General features: G+C 68.3%; 21 protein-coding genes and 2 pseudogenes. 13 read left to right on the top strand and 10 right to left on the bottom strand.

Annotation, left to right across the window (positions count from 1 at the left end; all coding sequences use genetic code 11):
- Positions 1-95: pseudogene (locus C1I99_RS35200) on the top strand (IS982 family transposase); the annotation flags it as partial.
- A gap of 31 nt (positions 96-126) precedes the next feature.
- On the opposite strand, the gene C1I99_RS14600 reads toward C1I99_RS35200, so the two are convergent.
- A complete protein-coding gene (locus C1I99_RS14600; RefSeq protein ID WP_111134763.1) occupies positions 127-765 on the bottom strand; it encodes an NADP-dependent oxidoreductase in 639 nt (212 codons plus the stop codon).
- A gap of 259 nt (positions 766-1024) precedes the next feature.
- Between C1I99_RS14600 and C1I99_RS14595 the strand changes: the two genes are divergently transcribed.
- Positions 1025-1648 carry an MFS transporter gene (locus C1I99_RS14595; protein WP_158554065.1) on the top strand — a complete coding sequence of 208 codons (624 nt, stop codon included), beginning with the start codon at positions 1025-1027 and terminating at the stop codon, positions 1646-1648.
- A gap of 45 nt (positions 1649-1693) precedes the next feature.
- A complete protein-coding gene (locus C1I99_RS14590) occupies positions 1694-2515 on the top strand; it encodes an MFS transporter (RefSeq protein WP_111134761.1) in 822 nt (273 codons plus the stop codon).
- Positions 2516-2731: 216 nt separating this feature from the next.
- On the opposite strand, the gene C1I99_RS14585 is transcribed toward C1I99_RS14590, so the two are convergent.
- On the bottom strand, positions 2732-3448 hold the full coding sequence (locus tag C1I99_RS14585; RefSeq protein WP_111134760.1) for a hypothetical protein: 717 nt from the start codon (positions 3446-3448) through the stop codon (positions 2732-2734).
- Positions 3449-4077: 629 nt separating this feature from the next.
- On the opposite strand from C1I99_RS14585, the gene C1I99_RS14580 reads away from it, so the two are divergent.
- Complete coding sequence (locus C1I99_RS14580; RefSeq protein ID WP_111134759.1) at positions 4078-4896, top strand: SDR family oxidoreductase; 819 nt, start codon at positions 4078-4080, stop codon at positions 4894-4896.
- A gap of 15 nt (positions 4897-4911) precedes the next feature.
- Entirely contained in the window at positions 4912-5574 is a 663-nt protein-coding gene (locus C1I99_RS14575; RefSeq protein ID WP_111134758.1) for a carboxymuconolactone decarboxylase family protein, read from the top strand.
- A 439-nt stretch (positions 5575-6013) separates the two neighbouring features.
- Here C1I99_RS14575 and C1I99_RS33335 read toward each other — a convergent pair whose 3' ends face one another.
- Together C1I99_RS33335 and C1I99_RS14565 are read right to left on the bottom strand one after the other, a co-directional pair.
- Positions 6014-6376, bottom strand: coding sequence for a hypothetical protein (locus C1I99_RS33335; RefSeq protein WP_199562122.1), 363 nt, complete (start codon positions 6374-6376; stop codon positions 6014-6016).
- 170 nt (positions 6377-6546) lie between these two features.
- Entirely contained in the window at positions 6547-7149 is a 603-nt protein-coding gene (locus tag C1I99_RS14565) for an HXXEE domain-containing protein (RefSeq protein WP_111134757.1), read from the bottom strand.
- A 245-nt stretch (positions 7150-7394) separates the two neighbouring features.
- Between C1I99_RS14565 and C1I99_RS14560 the strand changes: the two genes are divergently transcribed.
- Together C1I99_RS14560 and C1I99_RS14555 are read left to right on the top strand one after the other, a co-directional pair.
- The gene (locus C1I99_RS14560; protein ID WP_146603960.1) at positions 7395-8519 is read left to right on the top strand and encodes a DUF8832 domain-containing protein; all 1125 of its coding nucleotides are present in this window, start codon (positions 7395-7397) and stop codon (positions 8517-8519) included.
- Positions 8516-8890, top strand: coding sequence for a hypothetical protein (locus C1I99_RS14555; RefSeq protein ID WP_111134755.1), 375 nt, complete (start codon positions 8516-8518; stop codon positions 8888-8890). The genes C1I99_RS14560 and C1I99_RS14555 overlap by 4 nt, the downstream gene beginning before the upstream one ends.
- A 69-nt stretch (positions 8891-8959) precedes the next feature.
- Here the strand turns inward: C1I99_RS14555 and C1I99_RS14550 are convergent, their stop codons facing one another.
- Together C1I99_RS14550 and C1I99_RS14545 are read right to left on the bottom strand one after the other, a co-directional pair.
- Positions 8960-11668: a helix-turn-helix transcriptional regulator gene (locus tag C1I99_RS14550; RefSeq protein WP_111134754.1), complete on the bottom strand. Its 2709-nt coding sequence runs from the start codon at positions 11666-11668 to the stop codon at positions 8960-8962.
- A gap of 524 nt (positions 11669-12192) precedes the next feature.
- A complete protein-coding gene (locus C1I99_RS14545; RefSeq protein ID WP_111134753.1) occupies positions 12193-12933 on the bottom strand; it encodes a TetR family transcriptional regulator in 741 nt (246 codons plus the stop codon).
- Between the two features lie 46 nt (positions 12934-12979).
- Between C1I99_RS14545 and C1I99_RS14540 the strand changes: the two genes are divergently transcribed.
- Positions 12980-13903, top strand: a complete 924-nt coding sequence (locus tag C1I99_RS14540; protein WP_111134752.1) for an alpha/beta hydrolase — start codon at positions 12980-12982, stop codon at positions 13901-13903.
- A 381-nt stretch (positions 13904-14284) separates the two neighbouring features.
- Here C1I99_RS14540 and C1I99_RS14535 read toward each other — a convergent pair whose 3' ends face one another.
- Both C1I99_RS14535 and C1I99_RS14530 read right to left on the bottom strand, forming a co-directional pair.
- Positions 14285-14716, bottom strand: coding sequence for a GNAT family N-acetyltransferase (locus tag C1I99_RS14535; RefSeq protein ID WP_233512503.1), 432 nt, complete (start codon positions 14714-14716; stop codon positions 14285-14287).
- A gap of 29 nt (positions 14717-14745) precedes the next feature.
- On the bottom strand, positions 14746-15210 hold the full coding sequence (locus C1I99_RS14530) for an SAM-dependent methyltransferase (protein WP_199562120.1): 465 nt from the start codon (positions 15208-15210) through the stop codon (positions 14746-14748).
- 337 nt (positions 15211-15547) lie between these two features.
- Here C1I99_RS14530 and C1I99_RS14525 point away from each other — a divergent pair, with 337 nt between their 5' ends.
- Positions 15548-16441 carry an alpha/beta fold hydrolase gene (locus C1I99_RS14525; RefSeq protein ID WP_158554063.1) on the top strand — a complete coding sequence of 298 codons (894 nt, stop codon included), beginning with the start codon at positions 15548-15550 and terminating at the stop codon, positions 16439-16441.
- Between the two features lie 7 nt (positions 16442-16448).
- On the opposite strand, the gene C1I99_RS14520 is transcribed toward C1I99_RS14525, so the two are convergent.
- The gene (locus C1I99_RS14520) at positions 16449-17027 is read right to left on the bottom strand and encodes an HAD family hydrolase (RefSeq protein WP_111134750.1); all 579 of its coding nucleotides are present in this window, start codon (positions 17025-17027) and stop codon (positions 16449-16451) included.
- 526 nt (positions 17028-17553) lie between these two features.
- On the opposite strand from C1I99_RS14520, the gene C1I99_RS35000 reads away from it, so the two are divergent.
- Positions 17554-17844 carry a hypothetical protein gene (locus tag C1I99_RS35000; protein WP_158554062.1) on the top strand — a complete coding sequence of 97 codons (291 nt, stop codon included), beginning with the start codon at positions 17554-17556 and terminating at the stop codon, positions 17842-17844.
- Here the strand turns inward: C1I99_RS35000 and sigJ are convergent.
- Positions 17786-18721 (bottom strand): RNA polymerase sigma factor SigJ, encoded by a 936-nt coding sequence (sigJ, locus tag C1I99_RS14505; protein ID WP_111134748.1) that lies wholly within the window; start codon positions 18719-18721, stop codon positions 17786-17788. The two genes, C1I99_RS35000 and sigJ, sit on opposite strands and share 59 nt — an antisense overlap.
- Before the next feature lie 149 nt (positions 18722-18870).
- Here sigJ and wrbA point away from each other — a divergent pair, with 149 nt between their 5' ends.
- From wrbA to C1I99_RS14490, 3 genes and pseudogenes are all read left to right on the top strand, one after another.
- Positions 18871-19470 carry an NAD(P)H:quinone oxidoreductase gene (wrbA, locus tag C1I99_RS14500; protein ID WP_325049208.1) on the top strand — a complete coding sequence of 200 codons (600 nt, stop codon included), beginning with the start codon at positions 18871-18873 and terminating at the stop codon, positions 19468-19470.
- 90 nt (positions 19471-19560) lie between these two features.
- Positions 19561-19950: pseudogene (locus tag C1I99_RS14495) on the top strand (helix-turn-helix domain-containing protein); the annotation flags it as partial.
- Complete coding sequence (locus C1I99_RS14490) at positions 19947-20816, top strand: alpha/beta fold hydrolase (RefSeq protein WP_111134746.1); 870 nt, start codon at positions 19947-19949, stop codon at positions 20814-20816. The pseudogene C1I99_RS14495 and the gene C1I99_RS14490, both read left to right, overlap by 4 nt.
- Positions 20817-21279 lie beyond the last annotated feature (463 nt).

Genomic DNA, 21279 nt, shown 5'->3' with positions numbered 1-21279 from the left:
CCGGCCAGCGCCTGCTCGCGATGGCCACCTGCATCTGGCACAACACCAACATCGGCGAACCCAGAAAACGATCACTCATCGCGTACGACCATTGACCAGCCAGGACATCGGACTCAATCATCTAGGCTAGGCGGACGCACCGTTCCGATCTCGTGGACGAGTTGGGGATTGGGAGGCGACGAGACCGTCTCCATAGGCGACTGGGATCGCGCCGAGCGACCGGAGGTAGTCGTGGTTGTGTTCGCTTGCGGTGCCGATGACGGTGGCCCCCCAGAGACGAGCAAGTTGCACGGCCATGGTGCCCACACCGCCGGCGGCGGCGTGGATCAGAACGGTGTCACCAGGCTGGACCGCGATTTGGCGTAGTGCGGTGTAGGCGGTCTGGCCGACCGCGGGGAGGCCGCCGGCGACCGTCCACGGCATGTCGGCGGGCTTACGCACCACGTCGGCGGCGTTGACGAGCACATATTCGGCATAGGCCTGGCCGGTCGCCGAGCCGAGAACCTCATCGCCGGTCACGAAGCCGGCCACGCCGTCCCCGACCTGGTCGATGATGCCCGCGTATTCGTTGCCGAGGCGGCACGGAAATTTGATGGGCATGGTGGCGGCGAAGTCGCCGCGCCGCAGTTTGACGTCGACGGGATTGACGCCGGCGGCCTTGACCCGGACGCGGACTTGGCCAGCTTCGGCAAGTGGTGGGTCGATGTCGATGGGGTGTAGCACATCGGGGCCGCCGTAGGCGGAGAACGCGATCGCCATGGCCATCGGGATGCTCCTATGAGAGTGCTGATCAAGCAGGGTAGGGCTGGGTGGCGCGGGCGGCACGCAGTGCCCGCCACCACCAGCCGACGCAGACGCTAGCGAGCGGCCCTCACCTATCGCCTCGGTCACCTGACTGGCGTGATCCCCAGGTACATCAGTCACCTGACAGAGGCGGCGGCCATAGTGCTGTTCGTAGCGTCCGGGCCATGACCAAACGACACCCGTCCGGCGGAAGATGGGCCACTACATGGGCGGACAAGGCGTGACCGAGCAGGACCCGTTGCGGCAGGCTGCGAGCCGAGACACCGGGAAGCCGTCCCTGACCGACACCCCCGCGTCGGCGGAACGACTGGATCCGGCGCTACTCAAGCTTGCCGGGATCGTGCTCTTCGGTGCGGTGGCCGCGCTGCTGGACACCACGATCATCAGCGTCGCGCTGGATCAACTCGGCGAGGCTTTCACCGTGCCTGTTTCCACCGTGCAATGGGTATCCACGGCCTACCTGCTCGCGATGGCCCTGGTCATCCCACTCACTGGATGGTGCGTCGATCGCTTCGGCGCCAAGACGACCTGGCTATCGGTGCTGACACTGTTCCTCGCCGGTTCCGTGCTGTGCGGTACCGCCTGGTCGGCAGGCAGCTTGATCGCCTTCCGTGTAGTGCAGGGGCTCGGCGCCGGGATGATTCTGCCGCTGACCCAGGTCATCCTGGCGCAGGCCGCCGGCTCTCGGCGCTTCGGCCGGGTCATGGCGTTGACCGCCGTCCCCGGGAACCTCATTCCCATCGTTGGGCCGGTGCTCGGTGGTGTCATCTTGAACGGGCTGTCCTGGCGTTGGATCTTCCTGATCAACGTGCCCGTCTGCCTGCTCGCCATCGTGCTGGCCTGACGGAGCCTTCCGGCCGACCCGGCGGGCGGCCGCCAGCCACTTGATGTGCTCGGCCTCGCCTTGCTCTCACCGGCCGTCGTGGCCATGGTCTACGGCCTGTCCCGGGCGGGTGAGGAGTCCAGTTTCGCCGCCACCGGTGTGGCCGTACCGATCGTGATCGGTCTCGCCCTGCTTACGGTGTTCGTCGCGCACGCCCTACGCACGACCAAAGATCCGATCGTCGACGTACGCCTATTCGGATACCGGTCGTTCAGCGCGTCCGCCACGCTGATGTTCCTGTCGGGCGCGGCGCTCTACGGTCCGCTGTTCCTGCTGCCGCTCTACTACCAACAGGTCCGTGGGTTCGACCCACTCACCACAGGCCTCGCCCTCGCCCCCCAAGGCATCGGCACCGCCCTCGCCCTGGCCGTCGTCGGCCCCCTGGCCGACCGGATCGGTGCCAGACCGCTAGTAGCCGTCGGTGCGTTGATCACCACCGTCGGCACGCTCGCCTACACCCAGCTTCCAGCCAACCCCAACGACGTCCTGCTCAGCGCGTCCTTGCTGCTGCGTGGCATCGGCCTGGGCGCTGTGGGAGTGCCCACGATGGCAGCCGCCTACCAGCAGCTACCGCACTCCGCGATCCCCCGGGCGACCAGCGCCACCAACGTCATCCAGCGCCTTGGTGCATCCTTCGGCACCGCGGTCGTCGCGCTGATCCTCCAACAACAGATCAGCGACCACGCGACCGGCACCGACGCGTACGCGACCACCTTCTGGTGGTCACTCGGGTCCGTCCTCCTGCTCCTCCCACTCGCTACCCTCCTACCTCGCCGAAACCAAGGAAGGGCCGACAACCGCCACGACACCGATCAGCAACGTAACTGACCGTCACACATCCGACCCGGCCAACACAGCAACCGCCGCAGCGGTTCGGCTGACCTATCCCAGCCTCCGGGCCGTGCCCCGTTACCCCCCGCACCTGCCAGCTCGTGCCTTCGCTGGTCCGGGTAAGCGGGCGCACGCCATGGTCCGGCAGAAGCGCGATCTCCCCGCCGTATCGCTGCTCCAAGAATCTGGCTGACGGGTGTGACCTGAGGCAGGTCACACCCGCCGATAGATGATCGGCTGGGCGGCGACACCGTTGGCCTTGAAATTGGCCAGCACGAAGCTGCGGAACGTCGGCCGGAAGATCAGGCTGGGCAGGAAGGTCCGCCAGTTCGGCCAGCTCGCGTGGTTGACGAGCCCGTAGTCGGCGGGTTCACCCTCCAGCGGCTGCATCAGTGCGGAGTTGGGCAGCGCGGTCTTGGCCTGGAACCACCCGGCGGTGTACTGCCACACCTTCAGCAGCGTCTCGCGGTCGTCGGCGTAGAAGTAGTTGAACAGAAAGCAATGGTCCTGGCCGTGGTTCACGTCTCCGAGCCGGCCGGCGTTACTCGCGACGATCTGGTGGGTACGGCGAGCCGCCGCGCCCATGGTCTCGGCAAGCTCCTTGTAGACGGCACTCTCACGCACTGCCAGCGCGGCATCCACGGACTCGGAACGAATCAGCACCGCGACGTCATAGCGCGCCGGCCGGATGCCCCTTGCGGCCAGCAGTTCGTCGCCCTCACCAGGCGTACGCAGGACGGCGCGGAACACGTTCGCCTCGCGCGCTTCGATGCGCGCGGCCAGGGCCTTGAGTCTGGCGGGCAGCTGCGGGGGAGGGGACGCGAAATAGCCGCGCCACGTGCCGACCTCGCCGGCCAGCATGAGGAAACCGTCGTCGGTCGGCGGCAGCTCCCGGGCCTTGACGGCCAGATGATCATTGATGAGCTTCACGTACCGACGCTAGCGAGAGGCCCTCGCGGATCGCCTCCGTTGCCTGACTGATGTTCCTGCCACTCATACCAGCACACCGACTGCGGTCGTCTGCGCATGGGCGTGACCTCGCTGCGTCGAAGTGTGCGTCGCGGCAGCCGGGCCGCGGATCACGTCGTCGGCCGGGCATTGACCGGCTCCTTGCGCAGATGCGGGGCGGGTGCCCTCGCGTCGCGCTCACGTCAGGCGACTGAGGTACCCCGGACGCTCACCAGTCACGTAACGGAAGCGGCCGGCATTGCGGGCTTCCTACAGTTGCGGCCATGGCCAAACGTCCCGAACCCTAATCGGCGAGCGTGATGGGCGATCCTCGCCACTGCTTTCTGCACCTGGGCGCTGCTCACGCCTCTGCAAGGTGCCGCCATCCTCGTGGTGGCCAGCGTGCTTGTCGTGTGCTGGCCTGGAACGGCTGGATGGCCTTCAGCCACGCCCGTCCGGCGAAGTCCAAGGAGAACGGCAGCTCAAGGCCGCGGAGCAGGCGGCTCACGCTCCTCAGCTAGTGCTATAGCGGCGACAAGCCATCAGTTGAGCGCATCGGCCTGGGCATCCAGGCGGTTCACCCCAGACAGATCGATCTTCGGGAGCACACCATGTCCAAGACAGTGTTGGTGACCGGCGCGTCCACCGGAATCGGCCGGGCCACCGCGCTCATGCTGGCGCGAGAGGGCTTCAGCGTCTATGCCGGGATACGCAAGGAGGCCGACGGCGAGGCGCTCGGCCCGACCGTCATCCCCATCAAACTCGACGTCACCGACACCGGTCAGATCGCGGATGCTGCGGAGCGCCTTGGCCACCTCGACGCCTTGGTGAACAATGCCGGCATCGGTGTCACCGGACCGGTGGAGTTCGTCCCGCTCGACGCGCTGCGCTGGCAGTACGAGGTCAACGTGTTCGGCCAGGTGGCCGTCACGCAGGCCATGCTGCCGATGCTGCGCGCATCGCGCGGCAGGGTGGTCACCGTCGGCTCGGTGGGCAGCTGGATCACCTTGCCGTTCGGCGGCCCGCTGTGCTCCTCCAAGCACGCCATCCGCTCGCTCAACGACGCGCTGCGCATGGAGGTCAAGCCCTGGGGCGTCCGCGCAGTTCTCATCGAGCCCGGCTCCATCCACACCGAGGCGGTCGACAAGCTTGAGGAAGAGGTGGAGCCCCGGCTGGGTTCTCTCGGTCCTGAGGGCCGGCGGCTCTACGGCGCCGCCTACCGGACCATGACGGCGGCTGGGTTACAGGAGGAGCGCTCGGGCTCGAGCCCCGATGTGGTCGCCCGCGCCGTCCTGCATGCCTTGACCGCGCGCAAACCTCGCTCCCGCTACCCGGTCGGTAAGAAGTCGCGGTTGATGAGCACGCTCGGCCGCATCGTTCCCCAGTACGCCCTCGACACCCTGCGCCTGCGCGCACTCGGTCTGTCCTGAACGGAGCACATCATCATGACCCAGCTCGCAGGGGCCGATGCCCTCACCGCGCTTGACCCCGTCTTCGCCCGCCTTGCCGTCGGCGTGGGCCACAACCTGTGGGGGCTGACCCACCTGACTATGCGCGAGAAGGCTTTCGTCTGCCTGACCGCCGACCTGTGCCATCCGCACCTGGACACCCCGTTGGCCATGCACGTCCAGATGGCTCTGACCCACGGCGTCGAACCCGAGGCGATCAGGGAGCTCTATCGCCACCTCGCGCCCTACGTCGGGTACCCCATTCTGGTCTCGGCCTTCCAGCGCTTGGCCGAGCTCGGCCTGCCCGAGGCGCAAGACACCGATCCGGTCATTTCGGTGCCACTGACCGGTCCACTGGCTCGCGCGGTGAACGATCTGAAAAAGGTGGACGCCGGCCTGGCGGCGTTCACCGAGGATCAGCTCGCCCAGCGCTGGCGCCGGCCCGGCCTCAGCATCCGCGAGCGCGCGATCGCCTGCCTGGTCGTGGATGTCCTCTACCAGACGCTCGGCGAATCCCTGCGCCTACACGCCGAACTCGCCAGGGCCGCCGGCGCCACCGATGAAACCCTGCGCGATCTGCTTCGCGGCGTTGCGGAGTTCGGCATGCCCCGGGCCTGGGCCGCCGCAGAGGCTCTATTCCGTCAGCGGACCGCCGACTGAACGTACCGGGAGTATCGGTGAAGCGCCTCGGCAAGGTCCTGCCGACGTGACCGGACCGCCACCACAATGGCACAGGACCCGAGTGGAAAACGCGGGCCATGATCGACTTAGGAACGTGCGCGCAGCACCTGGGTGTCGCTGCCCAGGCAGTCGTCGCTGCCGCCCAGCAAGTGCTCTTGCCGCAGTTCCTGCCAAACACAGACGTGTAGATCCGTACCGGGGCCCGCGAGGCCGCGCTACGGGTCGGACGGGGAGCCAAGTCGTCGACGTCAGGGATGGAACCGGCCCGCTAGGGTCGCGTCAGCTGACCTGCTGTTCAGCCGGGTCACTTCGTAAATATGCCTTGAATGTGGGCGATCCGCAGTCGTTCAACCTGAAGCTGTGCTCCTACGTCAGCTGCGACCTTTGATCGGGCGGGGAGTGTTGGCTGCGTCGATGGCTAACCTCGCGTGCATGGCCGCGTCCGGACGTGCTCACGCCGGGCGCGGGCCAGGGCGCGGATGTGCCGGTTGAGGAGCCCGTAGTAGACCAGGGTGATCAGCTTGCGGGCCGCGCCGACACCGAACAGGTCCGACATAGGCACGGCCACCCCGCATTTTGCCAGCACCGCATGCACCTGAGCCTTCAACCCAGACCGCAACGCGACCAGCTTGGCCCGGCGCCGGACCAGCTTCTGCAGCTTCCGGGTCGCCCGCGCGGTGGTCTGGACGGCCGTGATGGCCGCCGTCGACGTCCACGGCAGCCCGACGCCGACCAGACCACCGCCGGCCGCGACTCGTCTAGCCCCGGGGATCGGGATCACCGCGCCGGGGAACCCGGTGCGTGCGCGCGATCCGCGATAGCTGTCACCTGATGTCCAGGGTGGCCCGGATGGTCCGAACGGTGTTGCCGGCTCGGGCCGGGAACTTGGCCATTGATCGGCACACAGGCGGGGCAGTCGCGGCCGACGGAGGGCCTCATTGCGGGTCGGTGCTACCTGACTGCCAAGGACATCTCTTGCTCCTGCTCCGCGGCCTTGAGGTGGCGGTTCTCCTTGATGAGGAAGTAGATCAGCAAGCTGCTCATGATCAAGTGGCCGCCGGCGGTGTACAGGCCGGGGAAGTAGCCGCCCTTGATGATCGGGAAGACGAAGTGGGCGATGCCGTTGAGCAGGCCGGCACCCAACGCGTACCACCACAGGAAGAAGTTGGCTACGCGGATCTGGTAGAGCGCGCCAGCACCGGCGAAGAAGTAAAGTGCGCCGAACCCGAAGACGAAGACGAGCAGGAACTCGTTCTCCGGCCAGTCGCGTGGTGAGTTGAACAGTTCGACGATCTCGTGGGGGAAGCCGCCGGTGTACTCCTCGGCCATATGGATGAGCTGAAAGCCGACCGCGCATAGGTAGACGGCGATCACTTTTCTTGACTTCACCGGGCGGGTGTAGCTGAAGGCCATCCAGCCGCTCCAGCCCAGCACGCTCGCCGCGACGAGCACCGCGGCGCCCTGTAGGGGGAGGGTAAGCAGTGCCCAGACGCAGAAGGCCACGGCCAGGATCGCCATGACGGTTGCCGAGTAGGGTTCAGGTCGTTTGATCATGACCCGGACCCTACGAACAGCGCGATGGCCACCGCCTCTGTCACGTGACTGATGTGCCTGGGGATCACGCCAGTCAGCTGACCGAGGCGATAGGTGAGGGTCGCTCGCTAACGTCTGGGTCCATGAAGTTGATCAACGACCGTGCCGCGCTCCTCCTCATACCGTGCATAGTCGCGCTCCTTGCCGTGCTGTCTCTGGCCGCTCCGGCCCGTGCGCATGTGGTCGAGGCCGGAGCCGATCTGCGGGTGACGCAGACCTTCGCGGCGGGCGAGGTCACGCTTGTCGTCGCCGGGGTCTCCCGCGTCCCGGCGCCGCTGCGGGTGAGCGCGCAGGCCTTGCGCCCGACGGCCTTGGGGTTGGAGCTGGAACTGCGCTCGCTGACCGATGGGAGCCAATCGACCGGTTCCATCCGGGTCGGGCGGGATCCCGCCTCGCTGCGGGCCAGCCACGCCGGCCCGTACGAGCTGCGGGTGCGTGCCGGCGACGAGGTCTCGGTGATTCCGTTTCGGGTGCTGGTTCCGCGCAGCGCTTCCTGGACGATGGTGATGGACGGTGCCTTCCTGCTGGCTGGGGTGCTGGTGGTGGGCGGTGTGCTAACCCGCCGAATGTCCCGGATCGTCGTGGGCAGCGCGAGTGCGGCCACGGCGGTCGCGGTCGTGGTGATGCTGTTGGCGCCGTACCTGCCCGCCGCCCAGCCGGAGGGCGCCGCGCCCGTGGCCGAGCTCGGGCGGCCGTACGCGCAGGGCCGGTTCTCGACGCTGCCTGCCCGACCCGCCACGGGCGCCGAGTTCACCTTGACCCTGCGGCTCGCCGATGGCGCGACCGGGCAGCCAGTGGACGACCTCGCCATTCACCACGAGGCTCCCGCGCATCTGATCGTCAGCAGCGAGGACGGCGCGGTCTTCCGGCACGTGCACCCGTTGCGGACAGCGCCGGGGGTGCTGACGGTACGGCTGCGCGTCCCGCAACCGGGCCGCTACCTCGCCTACGCCGAGATCGAGCGTCAGAAGTCGGGCGGGCAGCTCGTCTCCGGCGCCTTCGAGGTTTCCGGTGCGGCCGAGCTCGCCTCCTCGCCCGGAGAGACGGTCGTCCCCTACCTCACCCCGACAGCACCGACCGCCGGGAGCCCGGTGACCATCGAGATCACCCCCGAGGGGCCGATCCAGACCTGGCTGGGCATGCCCGGCCACCTGATCGTCAGGAGCGAGGACGGCGTCCACCTGGCGCACGCGCACGGGACAGCGGCAGCCGACTCCGTGCTGAGCTTCACACTCACGCTGCCGGAACCGGGCCGCTACCTGGCGTGGGCCCAGTACGCCATTGGAGGTCGGCTGGTGACACGGTCCTTCGCCGTGGCGGTGGACCGGTGAGGCGCCCGCGGATCTTGATTGCCATCTGCCTGCTCGTCGCTGGTGGGCTGTTCTTCGTCACAGCGAGCTGGCCGGGCAGCGGCCTGGCGAGCGTGAAGGTGGCCGGCGATCGGTACTCCGTCGCCGTGCTGCCGGCCGATCCCGTCGAGGTGCGGGTGACCTCGGGCAGGGCCGAAGCGGTCACCCTGGCGGCGGTCATGCCGAGCATGGGCCACGCCCGGCCGCCGGTCGGCACCGTCCAGACCGACGTCGGCCGCTTCGTCGCCGAGGAGGACATGTTCGCCATGGACGGCGTATGGGAGGTGTCGATCACTCTCTCCGGCGCAGAGGGGCGGGAGGTGATCACCTTCAGCACGGTTGTCAGCAGGTAGTTCAGTCATCTGACGGAGGCGAGCCGGGAGGTAACCGGGCTAGCGTCGGCCGCGTGAACTCGCGATCGTCTACGGCAGGGCGTGACTCACCCTGGCCAGCTCGGCGCGGGAGGTGACGCCTAGCTTGGGAAAAGCCTTGTAGAGGTGGGAGGCGACCGTCCGCGGGCTCAGGAAAAGCTGCGCGCCGATCTCACGATTGGACGCGCCCGTGACGGCCAGCCGTACCACCTGAAGCTCCTGCGGGGTAAGCGTGGCCAGCGAACCCGCGGCCGCGGAACGGTCCGGCAGGGACAGCCCGGCAGCGCGCAGCTCGGCGGCCGCGCGTGCGGACCAGGGTGCCGCGCCGATCCGGTCGAAGGCCTCCATGGCGGCCTGCAGCTGCACGCGCGCCTCGACGCGACCCTTGTGACGGCGCAGCCACTCCCCGTAGACCAGGCGGGTGTGTGCCTCTTCGAAGGGCTGACCGCCTTGGGCGTGAAAGAAAAGCGCCCGCTCGTACAGCCCGCCCGCCGCGTCCTCCGGAGCCAGCAGCGCTCGGACTCGATGGAGAACGGCGAGCGGTGTGGCCTGGCCGGTCGCCTCTGCCCACTCCGCGTACGTCCTCAGCCGCTCCAGCGCGCGCTGCGGGTCTCCCACACGTACGGCGGCCTCGACGTAGTGCGGCCAGTAGTACCGCCAGAGGAAGGCGTGACGCGTGGGACCCGTCATCGCCCCGTCGACCCGGTCCAGCACGGCTTCGTAGCGGCCAAGCCCGAAGTCGAGGATCACCCGCGCGCACTCGGCCCAGCAAGCTCCCGGCATCCAGTGGCGGTGGTCGACGTTGCGGATCGCCTGCTCCGCCATGACCATGCACTCCTGCTCGGCGCCGGCGGCAGCGGACAGCCAAGCGCGCACGCCGGCGAGGTAGCCGCGCCACATCGGCTGGCCGATGTCGGCGGCCAGCACCATCCCCTCGGCCGCCGTGGCGCGCGCCGCGGGATGCCTGCCGCCCAACAGCTGGGCGATGGCCAGCAGCGTCATCGCCTGCGGCATGCGTCCCAGCCGTCCCTGCGCCCGGCAGTCCTCGACGAGCTCGGCCGCGCCCTTGAGCATGCCGGCGTGATCGGCGCGGGCGAGGGCCTGGAAGAGGATAATAAAGCGCAGCTCGGAGGGCAGGTGATCGGCCTTGTCCAGCAGGCGGTAGGCGTGCGTGGTCACCGGCTCACCCGCCAGGATCTGGCGGAAGGCACTGTTAAACGTGCGCACCACGGCCGGCAACCCCTCGCCGTCCGGGCTGAGTTCCTCGGTACGGCGGGCCAGCGTCACCTGGTCGGGGTGGGTGGCACTGGCCCAGGTGTAGTAGCCGGCCAGGCCGAGCAGGGACAGCCTGGTGGCTAGGTCCTCGGCCGCCTCGACCCCTTCGTGCAGCAGACGGACGGCCTCCAGCGGCCGGCCGGCCTCGATTTCCAGCTTCGCGCGTACGTGGGCGAACTCGGCCCGCACAGCCCCCTTCAGCGTCGTGGTCTCGGCGAGGTGTAGCGCCTTGCCCACCAGTTCACCCGCGCGCAGCCACAGGCCGGCCTCGGCCGCGGCCTCGGCGGCCGCCGTCCACCGGCGTGCGGCTTCAGCGGGATCGGCGGACAGTTCCGCAGCCCGGGCGTAGGCCGCCGACACCGCCGTCTGCCCGCCGCGCAGCCGGGCGCGCAAGGCCAGGCTCTCCAGTTGCCCGGCCACCTGCTCGTCGGGACGCAGGGCGACGGCAGCCAGGTGCCAGGCTCGCCGGTCGTCATCGACCGCCTCGGCCAGCGCCCGGTGCGCGGCCATCCGGACGGCGATGTCGCAGGCCAACAGCACCGCGGTACGCACCAGCGGATGATGGAAGACGACGCCCGCCGCGGACACCCGGACCAGGCCGGCGCGCTCGGCTTCGGCGAGGTCTTCCAGCGAGGCGCCGAGCCGGCCGACGGCGCGTGCCAGCACGTCCAGCTCGTCGTGGTGATCGAGGGCTGCCACCAGCAAGCAGGAGCGGGTGGGCTCGGGAAGTGCCGAGATGCGGTCGCGGAATCCGATCAGCACCCTGTCCGTCACCGGCTGCGCCTTGCTGAGGGAGAAGGACAGCGGGGCGAGGGCGCCATTGCGCTGCTCGGGGGCGAGCATGCGGGGCAGTTCGGTCAGGGCGAGCGGGTTGCCCCGGGCCTCGGCGACGAGCTGGTCGCGTACGGCAGGCGGCAGGCCCGCCGAGTGGTTGGCCAGAAGCTTCCGGGCGGCCTCGGCCTCCAGCTTTCCCGGCCGGAGCTCGGGCAGTCCTCTCGTGGGAAAGCCCTCTCGTGCCGCGAACAGGACCATGACCGGCTCGGCATGCAGACGGCGCGCAGCGAACAACAGCGCGTCGGCCGACTCGCCGTCCAGCCATTGCGCGTCGTCGATCAGGCAGAGCACGGGCGTCTCGGCCGACAGTTCCGCGAGGAGGCTGAGGGTGGCCAGCCCGACGAGGAAGCGGTCTGCCCGCGTGGCGTCGCCGAGGCCCAGCGCCCCGCGTAACGCCTCCGCCTGCTGCGCCGGCAGCGCCTCCAGGTGATCGAGGACCGGGCGAAGCAGCAGGTGCAAGGCGGCGAACGGCAGGTCGGCCTCGGACTCGACACCGGTCACCCGCAGCACTCGCGCCTGCGCATTCGCGGCGGCGTACTGCAGCAGAGCAGACTTGCCGATGCCCGCCTCACCGCACACGATCAGTGTGCCGGACCGGGTCTCGAGCAACTCGTCGATGGCGGACAGTTCCGCGTCACGCCCGTACAACATGGCACTCCACCTTAGGGTTTGTCTTCAGGCCGCGACGAGCGCGACCGTGCCGAGGGTTCGGTTGAGGTAGTGGGCCACCAGCGCGGGGTCGTCGGCCCGCGGGGCCGCCCGCCCCTCCGGAGCTGACGATCTGCGGCGTGCGGATGTGAGGATCTTGCCGGGGCGGCGAGGGGCCCGGCGGTCCCCACGCCGAAGGCCGCGAGTGACGTCGAAGCGTCGCCTGCCGCGAGCAGCGAGCGTTCCTGGTGGCAGCCGACCAGCCCACGATCGCCTTGGGAGCACACACCGACGACGAACGCGACATCCACGACGCCGGCGAACGTAGAGACGTGCGTCAGCGACCCAGCTAGGCGCGCCAGCTTTCCGCATCGCCGCAAGGGTCTGCGGCGGCTTCTTGCCCTGCCGGGTTTCCCGGTTCGCCTGGCGCAACAGACTCGAGCGGTTCGGAGCCAAGTCAGATGCTTCTACGGCCGCGCACGCGTCCGCCTGATGCCACTGTCTCAAAACCCGTCCGTCGCAAAACATCACTGGGTTTTGAGACTGCGGTAGATGGTGGCGCGGGAGACGCCGTATCGCTCGGCCAACTCGTCAACGCCAAGCCCGCCGGTCTCACGCAGGCGGCGAATCTCGTCCACCTCCTCGGCGGTCAACGCCGCGGGACGTCCGCCGGCCAAGCGGCGCCCACCCGGTTCGGGAACGGCGCCCGCATCGGGTGGCGCCGCGTGGTCGGCGATCGGGCCCTCGGCTGCCAGGAGCGTGCGAGCACCATCGAGAATCAGCCGCCGGAGCCGGGCCGGTGACACGTCCCGGAACATCACCACAGGATCGGCGAGCCCGGCGACCACCTGAGCCGCGCGCACGCGCTTGCCGAGCCCGGGGCGGGGGCCGCTGACGAGCGTGTTCGCCAGGGCGATGGCGGCCTTGAAGCGGTCGGCGACCGGCGCCTGCACCAGCAGGGTCATGTCTCGGACCAGCATGAGCAGCGTGTCCCGGTGGCGCAGGTGCACGTCGAGGAACGCCTCGATCGCTCGCCAGCGCACCGTCTCCGGATCGCCGGCGGCCTCCGCCTCGTTCAAGCCCTGCTCCAGTTCGTCGAGCACCGGGCCGGTCAGCTCGTGGAGTACGTCCTCCTTGGCGGCGAAATGGTAGTAGAGCGCGGCCTTCGTGATGCCGACGCGGTCGGCGATCTCCTGCATGGAGGTGGCCCGGTATCCGCGCTCGGCGAACAGGGCCGCCGCGACCGCCAGGATCCGCTCCCTCGTCATCCCCGCTACCTACCCTCGGTAAGTGATCGTTGCTACCGTCCTAACCATGGGTCAGTTTACGAGGGCCGAGGTGTCCTTTGCGAGCGACGGTGGCCAGCGATCCGGTCACCTGTACCGGCCGGACGTGTCGCATCCGGTGCCGTGCGTCGTGATGTGCTCCGGGTTCGGCAGCACGATGGATCGCCTCTTCGGGTGGGCCGAGGCCTTCGCCGACGCCGGGCTGGCCGCGCTGGTGTTCGACTACGGCAGCTTCGGACGCAGCGAGGGCGATCCGCGCCAGGTCGTCGACCTCGACGGGCAGCTCGCCGACGTGCGGGCGGCGGTGGCCTGTGCCCGGGCTAACGAAGCCGTCGACGCCGACCGCATCGTCTTGTGGGGCAACTCCCTCGGCGGAGCCCATGCCGTCACCGCCGCGGCAGACGACTCGCGGATCGCCGCCGTGGTGGCGCAGATACCGTTCAACGGGTTCCCGCGCCGCGTCGAGGGACGATCGACGGCGCAAAGCCTCCGGCTCATGGCAGCTATCGTGTGGGACGCGCTGCGGGGCAAGCTTGGCCTGACACCCCATTACATCCCGCTGGTCGGTGAGCCGGGCGAGGGGGCGATCACCAACGCGGCCGGGGCCGAAGACCATGTGCGCACGCTGTCCGGCGGGAACTCGCTGTGGCGCAACCAGGTCGCGCCCCGCGGCATCCTGCAGATGATGCGCTACCGGCCGGCAGAGGCGGCCGCGCGGCTGACCGTGCCGCTGCTGGTCTGCCTCGCCACCGAGGACGCGGAGACGCCTGTGGCGTTGAGCAGCCAACTCGCCGAGCGTGCGCCGCACGGCAGGCTGAAGCTATATCCGGGCACGCACTTCTCCTTCTACACGGATCCAACGACGCGACGGACCGTCGCCACGGATCAGATTGCCTTCATCCAAGAAGTGCTTTGTCTCACGCCCCCAGCCATGCGTTTCACACATGGATGAGCGATCTCGCGTAATGATCTTCGAGGTTACCTAATCAATCGGGTACAAGCAGGTCAGGTGCCCCGAGAACGCGTGGGGTGGTCGTCGAGGAGGCGGTGCTACGCAAGCGGACCGTTACCACAGGTCATCTGCTGGCCCGACGACACGCCGCACCGCGAGCACCTTTACGTCGGCCTGACCCGTGCCACCACCAGCAACCGCGTTTATGTAATCACCCACGAGGACGCGCTCCGGCCGATCCGGAACAGCGCGCCTACAGCATTCATCCATCCCCGAGGCTCGCACCGGCCGTTGGGGTCTGGAGCCGTCGTGCGCCGCGAGGGGAACCGCCGTCTGCAACCGAAACCATTGCGTGCTCGAGCCTTCGGGAATGACACGCGATCAGACTCGTTCGCTCCCCGACGGACCTCCCGAGCTGCGAATCATGAAGACGTCCACCGGATCCTCGGTTTCCAGGGTGAACCCGTGCCGCTCATACAGCCGCCGGGCAGGGCTTCCCTGCAGCACGTTCACCCGTACAGGCACGCCGTCACGGTCGCACTGCTCCAGCAGTCCCCGCAGGACACCCGAACCGACACCGCGACCCTGCAGGTGCGGGGCCAGATAGAAGTGCTCCAGCCAACGGGCGTCCTCGGCTTCCCGCAGCGCCACGGAGCCGGCGAGCTCGCCGCCAACCTCGATCACCCAGGTATGCGCCGGATCGAACGCGTCCCTCAGCCTCTGCCGTACCCGCTGCTCGTCGTAGCGACCAAGCCGCTCCAGATCAGCCCGCAACACCACGGCTCGTAGCTGCGCCACCGCCTCGACATCCATCGCCGAAGCACGCCGAATCTCCCAATTCATCAGTAGTAGGCACTCATCAACTCGGTCGCCCAGGCCGGTTGCGACGTCTGGCCCCGCGGGCCGAACTCGGCCATGTAGGGCTTGACGTCGAGGATCGGGCTGCCGTCGATGGCGTCCAGGCCGTGCACGTGGACGTCGAGCCCGTCCACGGCGAGCAGGCGGCAGCGGGAGACGCCCAGCAGGTTCGGGCGGTTCTTGCCCCGCTGGGCGAAGATTCCCACCTTGGGCCATTCCGGATTGTCTCGTGGGTGACGGGCTGCGCTGTTGACGGACGACGGGTTCACGAGGTGGAACTGGAACACAACCTCCAGATGCGAGAACGCATCCAGCCCGGCGAGCGCATCCGGCTCGAAACGGGTGCCGTCGAGGCGTATCACCGCCTCCACGGTGTCCCAGTCGTCATCAAACGCCTCGGTGCGCCCGCCGACGACGGTTCCCACCGGCTCCACAGTGATGGCCCGCACAGCATTTCCTCCAGGTTCACGCGGCTGATCATGACGGTACGCAGGTGCGGTCCCGGCTGGATCAGTCAGATTGCTGAAGCCGTCCGACGCCCTTCAGGTAGAGGCTAAGCATCTATCGGACGGGATCCAGAAACGGCGCCCTTTGCCGCGCCCAGCGCGAGTGGCGCAGGTCACCACCGCCGCTGTCACGCCGTCGACCGCCCGTCCGTCCTGGCATGTGACGACCTTTCCAACGACTAGAGGCGACATGGTCCATCTTGACGAGACACCCCAGGCCTCTCCCGCATCGCCCGTCCGCCGGCGCCGCCGGCGACGCGGGCGGCGCTGGCCGCGATGGATGGCGGCCAGCATCGCGTTGCTGGTGGCTGTGACACTGTTCGGCGCGTACGGCTGGCAACCGGCTGCGGTCGAGGGCTACCGCTCACCGCACGAAAGCAGCTATCTCGACACGCCTTTTGCCCGGTTCCACTACAGCAAGACGGGCAGCGGCTCGCCGGTGGTGCTGGTGGCGGGTGGGGCGCAGTGGCTGTACTCCTACCGGGACTCGATTCCGGCGCTGGCGCGTGAACACACCGTTTACGCCGTGGACCTGCCGGGGCAGGGATACACCACGGTGAAGGGGGAATTCGCCTACGACATTCCTGCCATGGCACGGGCTCTCGGGGCATTCCTGGACGCGGCCGGGCTGTTTACCGTCTCCCTGGTCGGGCACTCCTGGGGAGGCGCGTGGTCGCTGTACTACGCCGAGCACAACCAGGCACGCGTCGACCGGCTCGTGCTCCTCGGTTCCCCCGGCCTGGACAAACCGCTCGCCTCACAGACGGCGCTGTTCTCCGTGCCCGTCGTGGGCGAGTTGGCGGTCAAGCTGATGCGCCGCGCCGATTTCGAAAAGAGCCTGCGCACCGCCTTCGCCCACCAGGACCGCGTCACGGCAGAGGTCGTGGATGAGAACTGGCACTGGATGTCGCGTCCGGACAAGCGGGAGGCGTTTATTCGGCTTGTCCGGACTCAGGACTATTCGGCAACGGACGCCGGGCTCACCCGGCTCCGCGCTCGCACACTCGTGATCTGGGGCCAAGCCGACCAGTGGCTTCCGGCCTCCTACGCACAGGAGTACGGCAGGCGCATTCCCGGCGCCACGGTGCACGTCGTCCCCGACGCCGGACACAACGTCCACGAGGACGCCCCAGAAAAGGTTAACCCGCTACTCGCCGCTTTCCTCAAGCCCTGAGCCTGCGCTACGTCAACACCGCGGCGAGGTCCGCCACCGTGCGGTAGTGGACCCCGGCCATGCCGAGCGCTCTGGCCGCCTGCACGTTTTCGAGGCGGTCGTCCACGAACAGGCAGCGCTCCGGCGCGGCCCCGGCGAGTTCTGCGGCGATCTCGTAGATGCGCTGGTCGGGCTTGGCCACCCCGACCTTGGCACTGCTGACCACGGCGTCTGCGAAGTGGGTGAGCCCGATTCGGTCCAGATGCTCATCCAGGGTGTCCGTAGCGTTGGTCACCAGCACCAACGGCACCCGTTGCCGTGCCTTCGCCAGCAGTGCCCGCACTTGGTCATCCACCACGAAGGGGACGGCGATGAACTCGGCGACCGCGCGCTTTGCCCGTTCGTCGCCGCCCAGGGCCAGGGCGACCGACTCGGTCCACTCCTGCTCTGTGATCAAGCCGAGTGTGGCCGGCCCGATGAGGGTCGGATCGAACGCGGTCCGCATCAGAGGCAGGCCGAACCGGGCCTCGATCTCAGCCTGAACGGCATGGTCGAAATGGCGGAGCACTCCGTCAAGGTCGCAGAGCACGGCGTCGAAGGCAGTCATGTCCAGCCATTGTGTGCAGTGGCCTGGCGGGCGCGTCCACTGGTCTGGCCAGGCGCGCGTCGACGTTGATCTTTGCGGCTGGTAGGTGGTATAGATGGATCGGTGCGATTCCAAGGTGCGGCGGTGACAGCCCGCCGGTTCCGCTGATCGCGGCGGGACGACTCGGTGTGATTCCGGGCCACGTGGTGACACCCCGCCACCTCTCGGGCTCAGTTTCGGGCCCCTGACTTTTCTCGCGGTGAGGACGGTCCTCGCCGCTGTCGAGAGGTGGTGTCGGATGTTCACGGGCGCATTCATGAAGTCGGCACGGTGGTGACCGTCGACCAGGCTCGTATCGCTGTCCGCGCCCCCAAGGCCGCCGCGAGCGGGCTGGGTTCGATCTGCCTGAACGGCGTCGGGCTGATCGTGTCCGGACCGAGCACGAGACGGACATCCTCGAAGCCAGGTTAGCGGCCGAGACCCGCCGCAGATCGACCCTCGACCAACTCCAGCCCGGCACACGGGTCAACGTGGAGACTCCTTGGCAGTGGGTGACCCGCTCGGCGGTCACCTGATACAGGGCAACGCGGATGCCGTGGGCAAGGTCGTCAGAGTCGATGACGATGGCGCGACACGGCGGCTGTGGATCAAACCGCCAGAGCGTTTCATCCCGCTGGTCGTCGCGAAGGGGCAGATCGCGGTCGACGGCGTCAGCCTGACCGCCGTGATGCTGAGCGCCGCAGTGCGATCTGGAGCGGTCGCGATGGTACGCAGAAGCGTCAGCCGGCCGTCCAGGGCCGGAGTTTGTCAGGGTTCCGTACTGCCCAGATGTGCTTGATCCGGTCGCCCGCGACGTCGAACGCCATCACCGTCACGGTGACGCCATCCAGCTGTGCTATCAGGCCGGGCTGGCCGTTGACCATACGCTCCAGGATCGTCAGGTCGGATGTCCTACCGGCGACATCGACGATGGTGCGCGCGATCTGCTCAGCGCCTTCGATCGGGCGGAGTTCGGCGCTAACGAGGCCACCGCCGTCGCCGATCGCCGTGACGTCGGGGTCGAGCAGACCGATGAGGGCGTTGATGTCCTTGGCTTCCCATGCCTGCTTGAAGTCCCTGATGATGTCGGCCTGCCGGGCTGTCGTGGTTGTGGGAGCCTGCGACGCGCGGACGCGGCGGCGTGCCGATGAGGCCAGTTGGCGGCATGCCGCCGGGGTGCGGCCGACGATGTCGGCGACTTCGGTGAAGGGATAGCGGAAGACGTCGTGCAGGATGAACGCAACGCGCTCGGCCGGGGTCATCGATTCGAGCACGACAAGGAAGGCCATGTTGACCGACTCGTCGAGGGTGACCTGGTCGGCCGGGTCGAAGATGGTGGCGCCCGGCCGCCCGGCGATCCACTCCGTCCGGTCGGGCAGCGGCTCCGGGATCCACTCGCCCACGTAGCGCTCCCGCCGGGCCCGTGCCGAGCGCAGCAGGTCGAGGCAGATCCGGCTCGCGACGGTCGTCAGCCAGGCGCCGGGGGACTCGATGGCCTCCTGCTGCTGTGCGGACATGGCATACCAGCGGGTGTACGTCTCCTGGACGACATCCTCGGCGTCGGCCAGGGAGCCGAGGAGCCGGTACGCGAGATTGATCAGCTGACGCCGCTCGCTCATGATCGCGCTCAGGCACGGATCGGGCCGGCTGCGTCCTGGCCCGGATGGGTTGGTCATGGTGTCGCCACTCCCTTGGTCGCTCTGCCTACGCCAGTTGACGAGACAGCGCGCCCATGTGTGAGGTCGGCGCGTCGCCTCACACTCCGCGGAGCTGTGTCGTCGGACCGGTGAACCGAACACGAAGGAAGGAACCGATCGTGGAACCCGTGAACGTCGCGATCATCTACTACAGCGCTACCGGTACCGTGCACGCCTTGGCGCAGGCCGCCGCCGAGGGTGCGGAAAAGGCCGGCGCACGCGTGCGACTGCGCAAGGTCGCCGAAACGGCTCCAGCGGAGGCGATCAACACCAGGCCGGAGTGGACCCAGCACCTTCGGGACACCGCCCACGTTGCCGAGGCCAGCCACGACGATTTGGCCTGGGCCGACGCGGTGCTGTTCGGCACCCCCAGCCGCTTCGGCAACCCAGCCAGCCAGCTCCGGGCGTTCATCGACACGACCGGTGCCCTGTGGTACCAAGGCAAGCTCGCGGACAAGGTGTACTCGGCCTTCACCGCCTCCAACACCGCCCACGGCGGACAGGAATCCACCCTCCTCGCCTTGGGCAACACGTTCCACCACTGGGGCGGCATCATCGTGCCCCCCGGCTACACCGACCCCATCCAGTTCCAGTCCGGCAACCCCTACGGCACCTCCCATGTGGCCGGCGACGGCCCACCCGGTGAGGTCGCCCTGCAGGCGGCCCGTCACCAGGCCCGCCGTGTAGTCGATACCGCGACCGTACTCAAGGCCGGCCGCGCCGCCTAATGGCAGAACAACCTCCTCGGTTGTTGTAGGGAAGGATGTGTTCCGAGCCGCCGGCGAGTGATCACTGCCGCCGCCTGAGCCCAGGTCGCCGACCTGCTCGGATTGCACGTCCGCACGGTTCGCAACTACGTGCGCGAGGGCAGGCTCGCAGCTGTCCGCATCGGCAAGCAGTACCGGATCGCGCACGAGGACCTCGAGGCGTTCACCGGGCGTCCGGCGTCGGCGGGCGAGACGGTACGCCGGCACCGACATGTCGAGGTGTCAAGCATCGTCCAGATCGATGCCATCAGCGCCGAGACGGCCCACCGTGTGACCACCCTTCTCATGGGTGCCTCCGCGAGCCGCCGCTCCGGCGAGGCGCCACTGCGGGTGGAGACGGCATACGACGAGGAGAGAGGCCGTATGAAGGTCATCGTCCTTGGCAGCCTGAGCGACAGCGCGCAGCTGCTGGAGTACATCAACACGGTGGTGGAGTCATGACCGCGATCTACAAGACAGAGGCTGGCGGAGAGAGGATTCGCGAGCGATACGTCCAGACCTTGCGCACATGGCCTGTGCCCTGCGAGTACCGGCGCATACCGACGCGCGAGGGCGAGACCTTCGTCGTGGTCTCCGGCCGCGAGCAAGCACCGCCCCTACTGCTGTTCCACGGCTCGGGTACCAACTCGGCGATATGGATCGGAGACGTTGCCTCCTGGGCGGAACACTTCCGCGTCTACGCCGTCGACATGATCGGCGAACCCGGGCTGAGCGCCCCTTCTCGCCCGCCGCTGAACTCCGAGGCGTACGCCCATTGGTTGGACGACGTCCTACAAGGGCTCGGGGTGACACAGGCGTCCATGGTCGGTGCCTCACTCGGCGGCTGGCTGGCGTTGGACTACGCCACCCGACGCGCAGGCCGTGTGAGCTGCCTTGTACTGCTGTGCCCCGGCGGCGTAGGCAGACAGAAATGGGGCTGGATTTTCCAAGCCCTACTACTGAAGCCGTTCGGGCGCTGGGGGATGCACAGAACGCTCAGGACGGTCGCTGGGCTAGACATGTCGGATGCTGAGGAGTTCCTCGAGGATATGGCGCTTACTCACCAACAGTTTCAGCCCCGCAAGGAGCATCTGCCGGTTTTCTCAGATGTGGCATTGCGACGTCTGACCATGCCCGTGTTGGTCATCGCCGGCGAACGTGATGCCATGCTCGACTCGCAGGACACCGCTCGACGTCTGGCCGGTGCCGTCCCGCACGCAGCTGTGCACCTGCTGCCGGGAGTCGGGCACTCCGTGGTGGGCCAGAGCGAACCCGTCCTCGCCCACCTGCGGAAGGCGACGGCATCAGGCGACGCGGAGCGTCGATGACGGGCAACGAGGGCAACTGGAAGCGAGCACGGAGCCGGGAGCTTTCGGTCTAGGTTCCGCTTCGCAGATCATGGCCGTCAGGCATGGCACGTAGCCGGTCCAGGACCTCGACGAGATCCAGTGTGGCTTGGTAGTGGCTGGCCAGTTGTCGAAGCGGGTGGCCAGGCCGCGCCAGTGCTTACGCCGGTTGAACCCTGGCCCGCCGTCACGAACTCAAGGCCGGTTCTTGGTTCGCCGGGTTTCCCCCTCTGCGAGACGCGGGAGCAAACGCGGCCCGAGACGCAGGGCAGACGCTGCCTTCGCTGCGCAGTTTGTCCAGTTCGTAGGCGCTCTCGTGCGCCGCAGAGGCGCCGCAGGCGTACGCATCACGTTCACCGACTGACCGGTCGGCGATACGTCCACCATCGAGCTCGGCAGAACTGGGCAGGACTGCTGCGTGGGGGATCGTCAGGTGGTGCCGGGG

It is taken from the genome of Micromonospora deserti, from assembly GCF_003236335.1.
GTDB lineage: Bacteria > Actinomycetota > Actinomycetes > Mycobacteriales > Micromonosporaceae > Micromonospora > Micromonospora deserti.
This window is presented reverse-complemented; position numbering and strand designations above follow the sequence as displayed.

Excerpts from the sequence above, each read along its gene's own strand:
- C1I99_RS14600 (WP_111134763.1), bottom strand. The coding sequence starts at position 765 with ATGGCCATGGCGATCGCGTTCTCCGCCTACGGCGGCCCCGATGTGCTA.
- C1I99_RS14580 (WP_111134759.1), top strand. The coding sequence starts at position 4,078 with ATGTCCAAGACAGTGTTGGTGACCGGCGCGTCCACCGGAATCGGCCGG.
- C1I99_RS14575 (WP_111134758.1), top strand. The coding sequence starts at position 4,912 with ATGACCCAGCTCGCAGGGGCCGATGCCCTCACCGCGCTTGACCCCGTC.
- C1I99_RS14565 (WP_111134757.1), bottom strand. The coding sequence starts at position 7,149 with ATGATCAAACGACCTGAACCCTACTCGGCAACCGTCATGGCGATCCTG.
- C1I99_RS14550 (WP_111134754.1), bottom strand. The coding sequence starts at position 11,668 with ATGTTGTACGGGCGTGACGCGGAACTGTCCGCCATCGACGAGTTGCTC.
- C1I99_RS14545 (WP_111134753.1), bottom strand. The coding sequence starts at position 12,933 with ATGACGAGGGAGCGGATCCTGGCGGTCGCGGCGGCCCTGTTCGCCGAG.
- C1I99_RS14540 (WP_111134752.1), top strand. The coding sequence starts at position 12,980 with ATGGGTCAGTTTACGAGGGCCGAGGTGTCCTTTGCGAGCGACGGTGGC.
- C1I99_RS14535 (WP_233512503.1), bottom strand. The coding sequence starts at position 14,716 with ATGGATGTCGAGGCGGTGGCGCAGCTACGAGCCGTGGTGTTGCGGGCT.
- C1I99_RS14525 (WP_158554063.1), top strand. The coding sequence starts at position 15,548 with ATGGCGGCCAGCATCGCGTTGCTGGTGGCTGTGACACTGTTCGGCGCG.
- C1I99_RS14520 (WP_111134750.1), bottom strand. The coding sequence starts at position 17,027 with ATGACTGCCTTCGACGCCGTGCTCTGCGACCTTGACGGAGTGCTCCGC.
- sigJ (WP_111134748.1), bottom strand. The coding sequence starts at position 18,721 with ATGACCAACCCATCCGGGCCAGGACGCAGCCGGCCCGATCCGTGCCTG.
- C1I99_RS14490 (WP_111134746.1), top strand. The coding sequence starts at position 19,947 with ATGACCGCGATCTACAAGACAGAGGCTGGCGGAGAGAGGATTCGCGAG.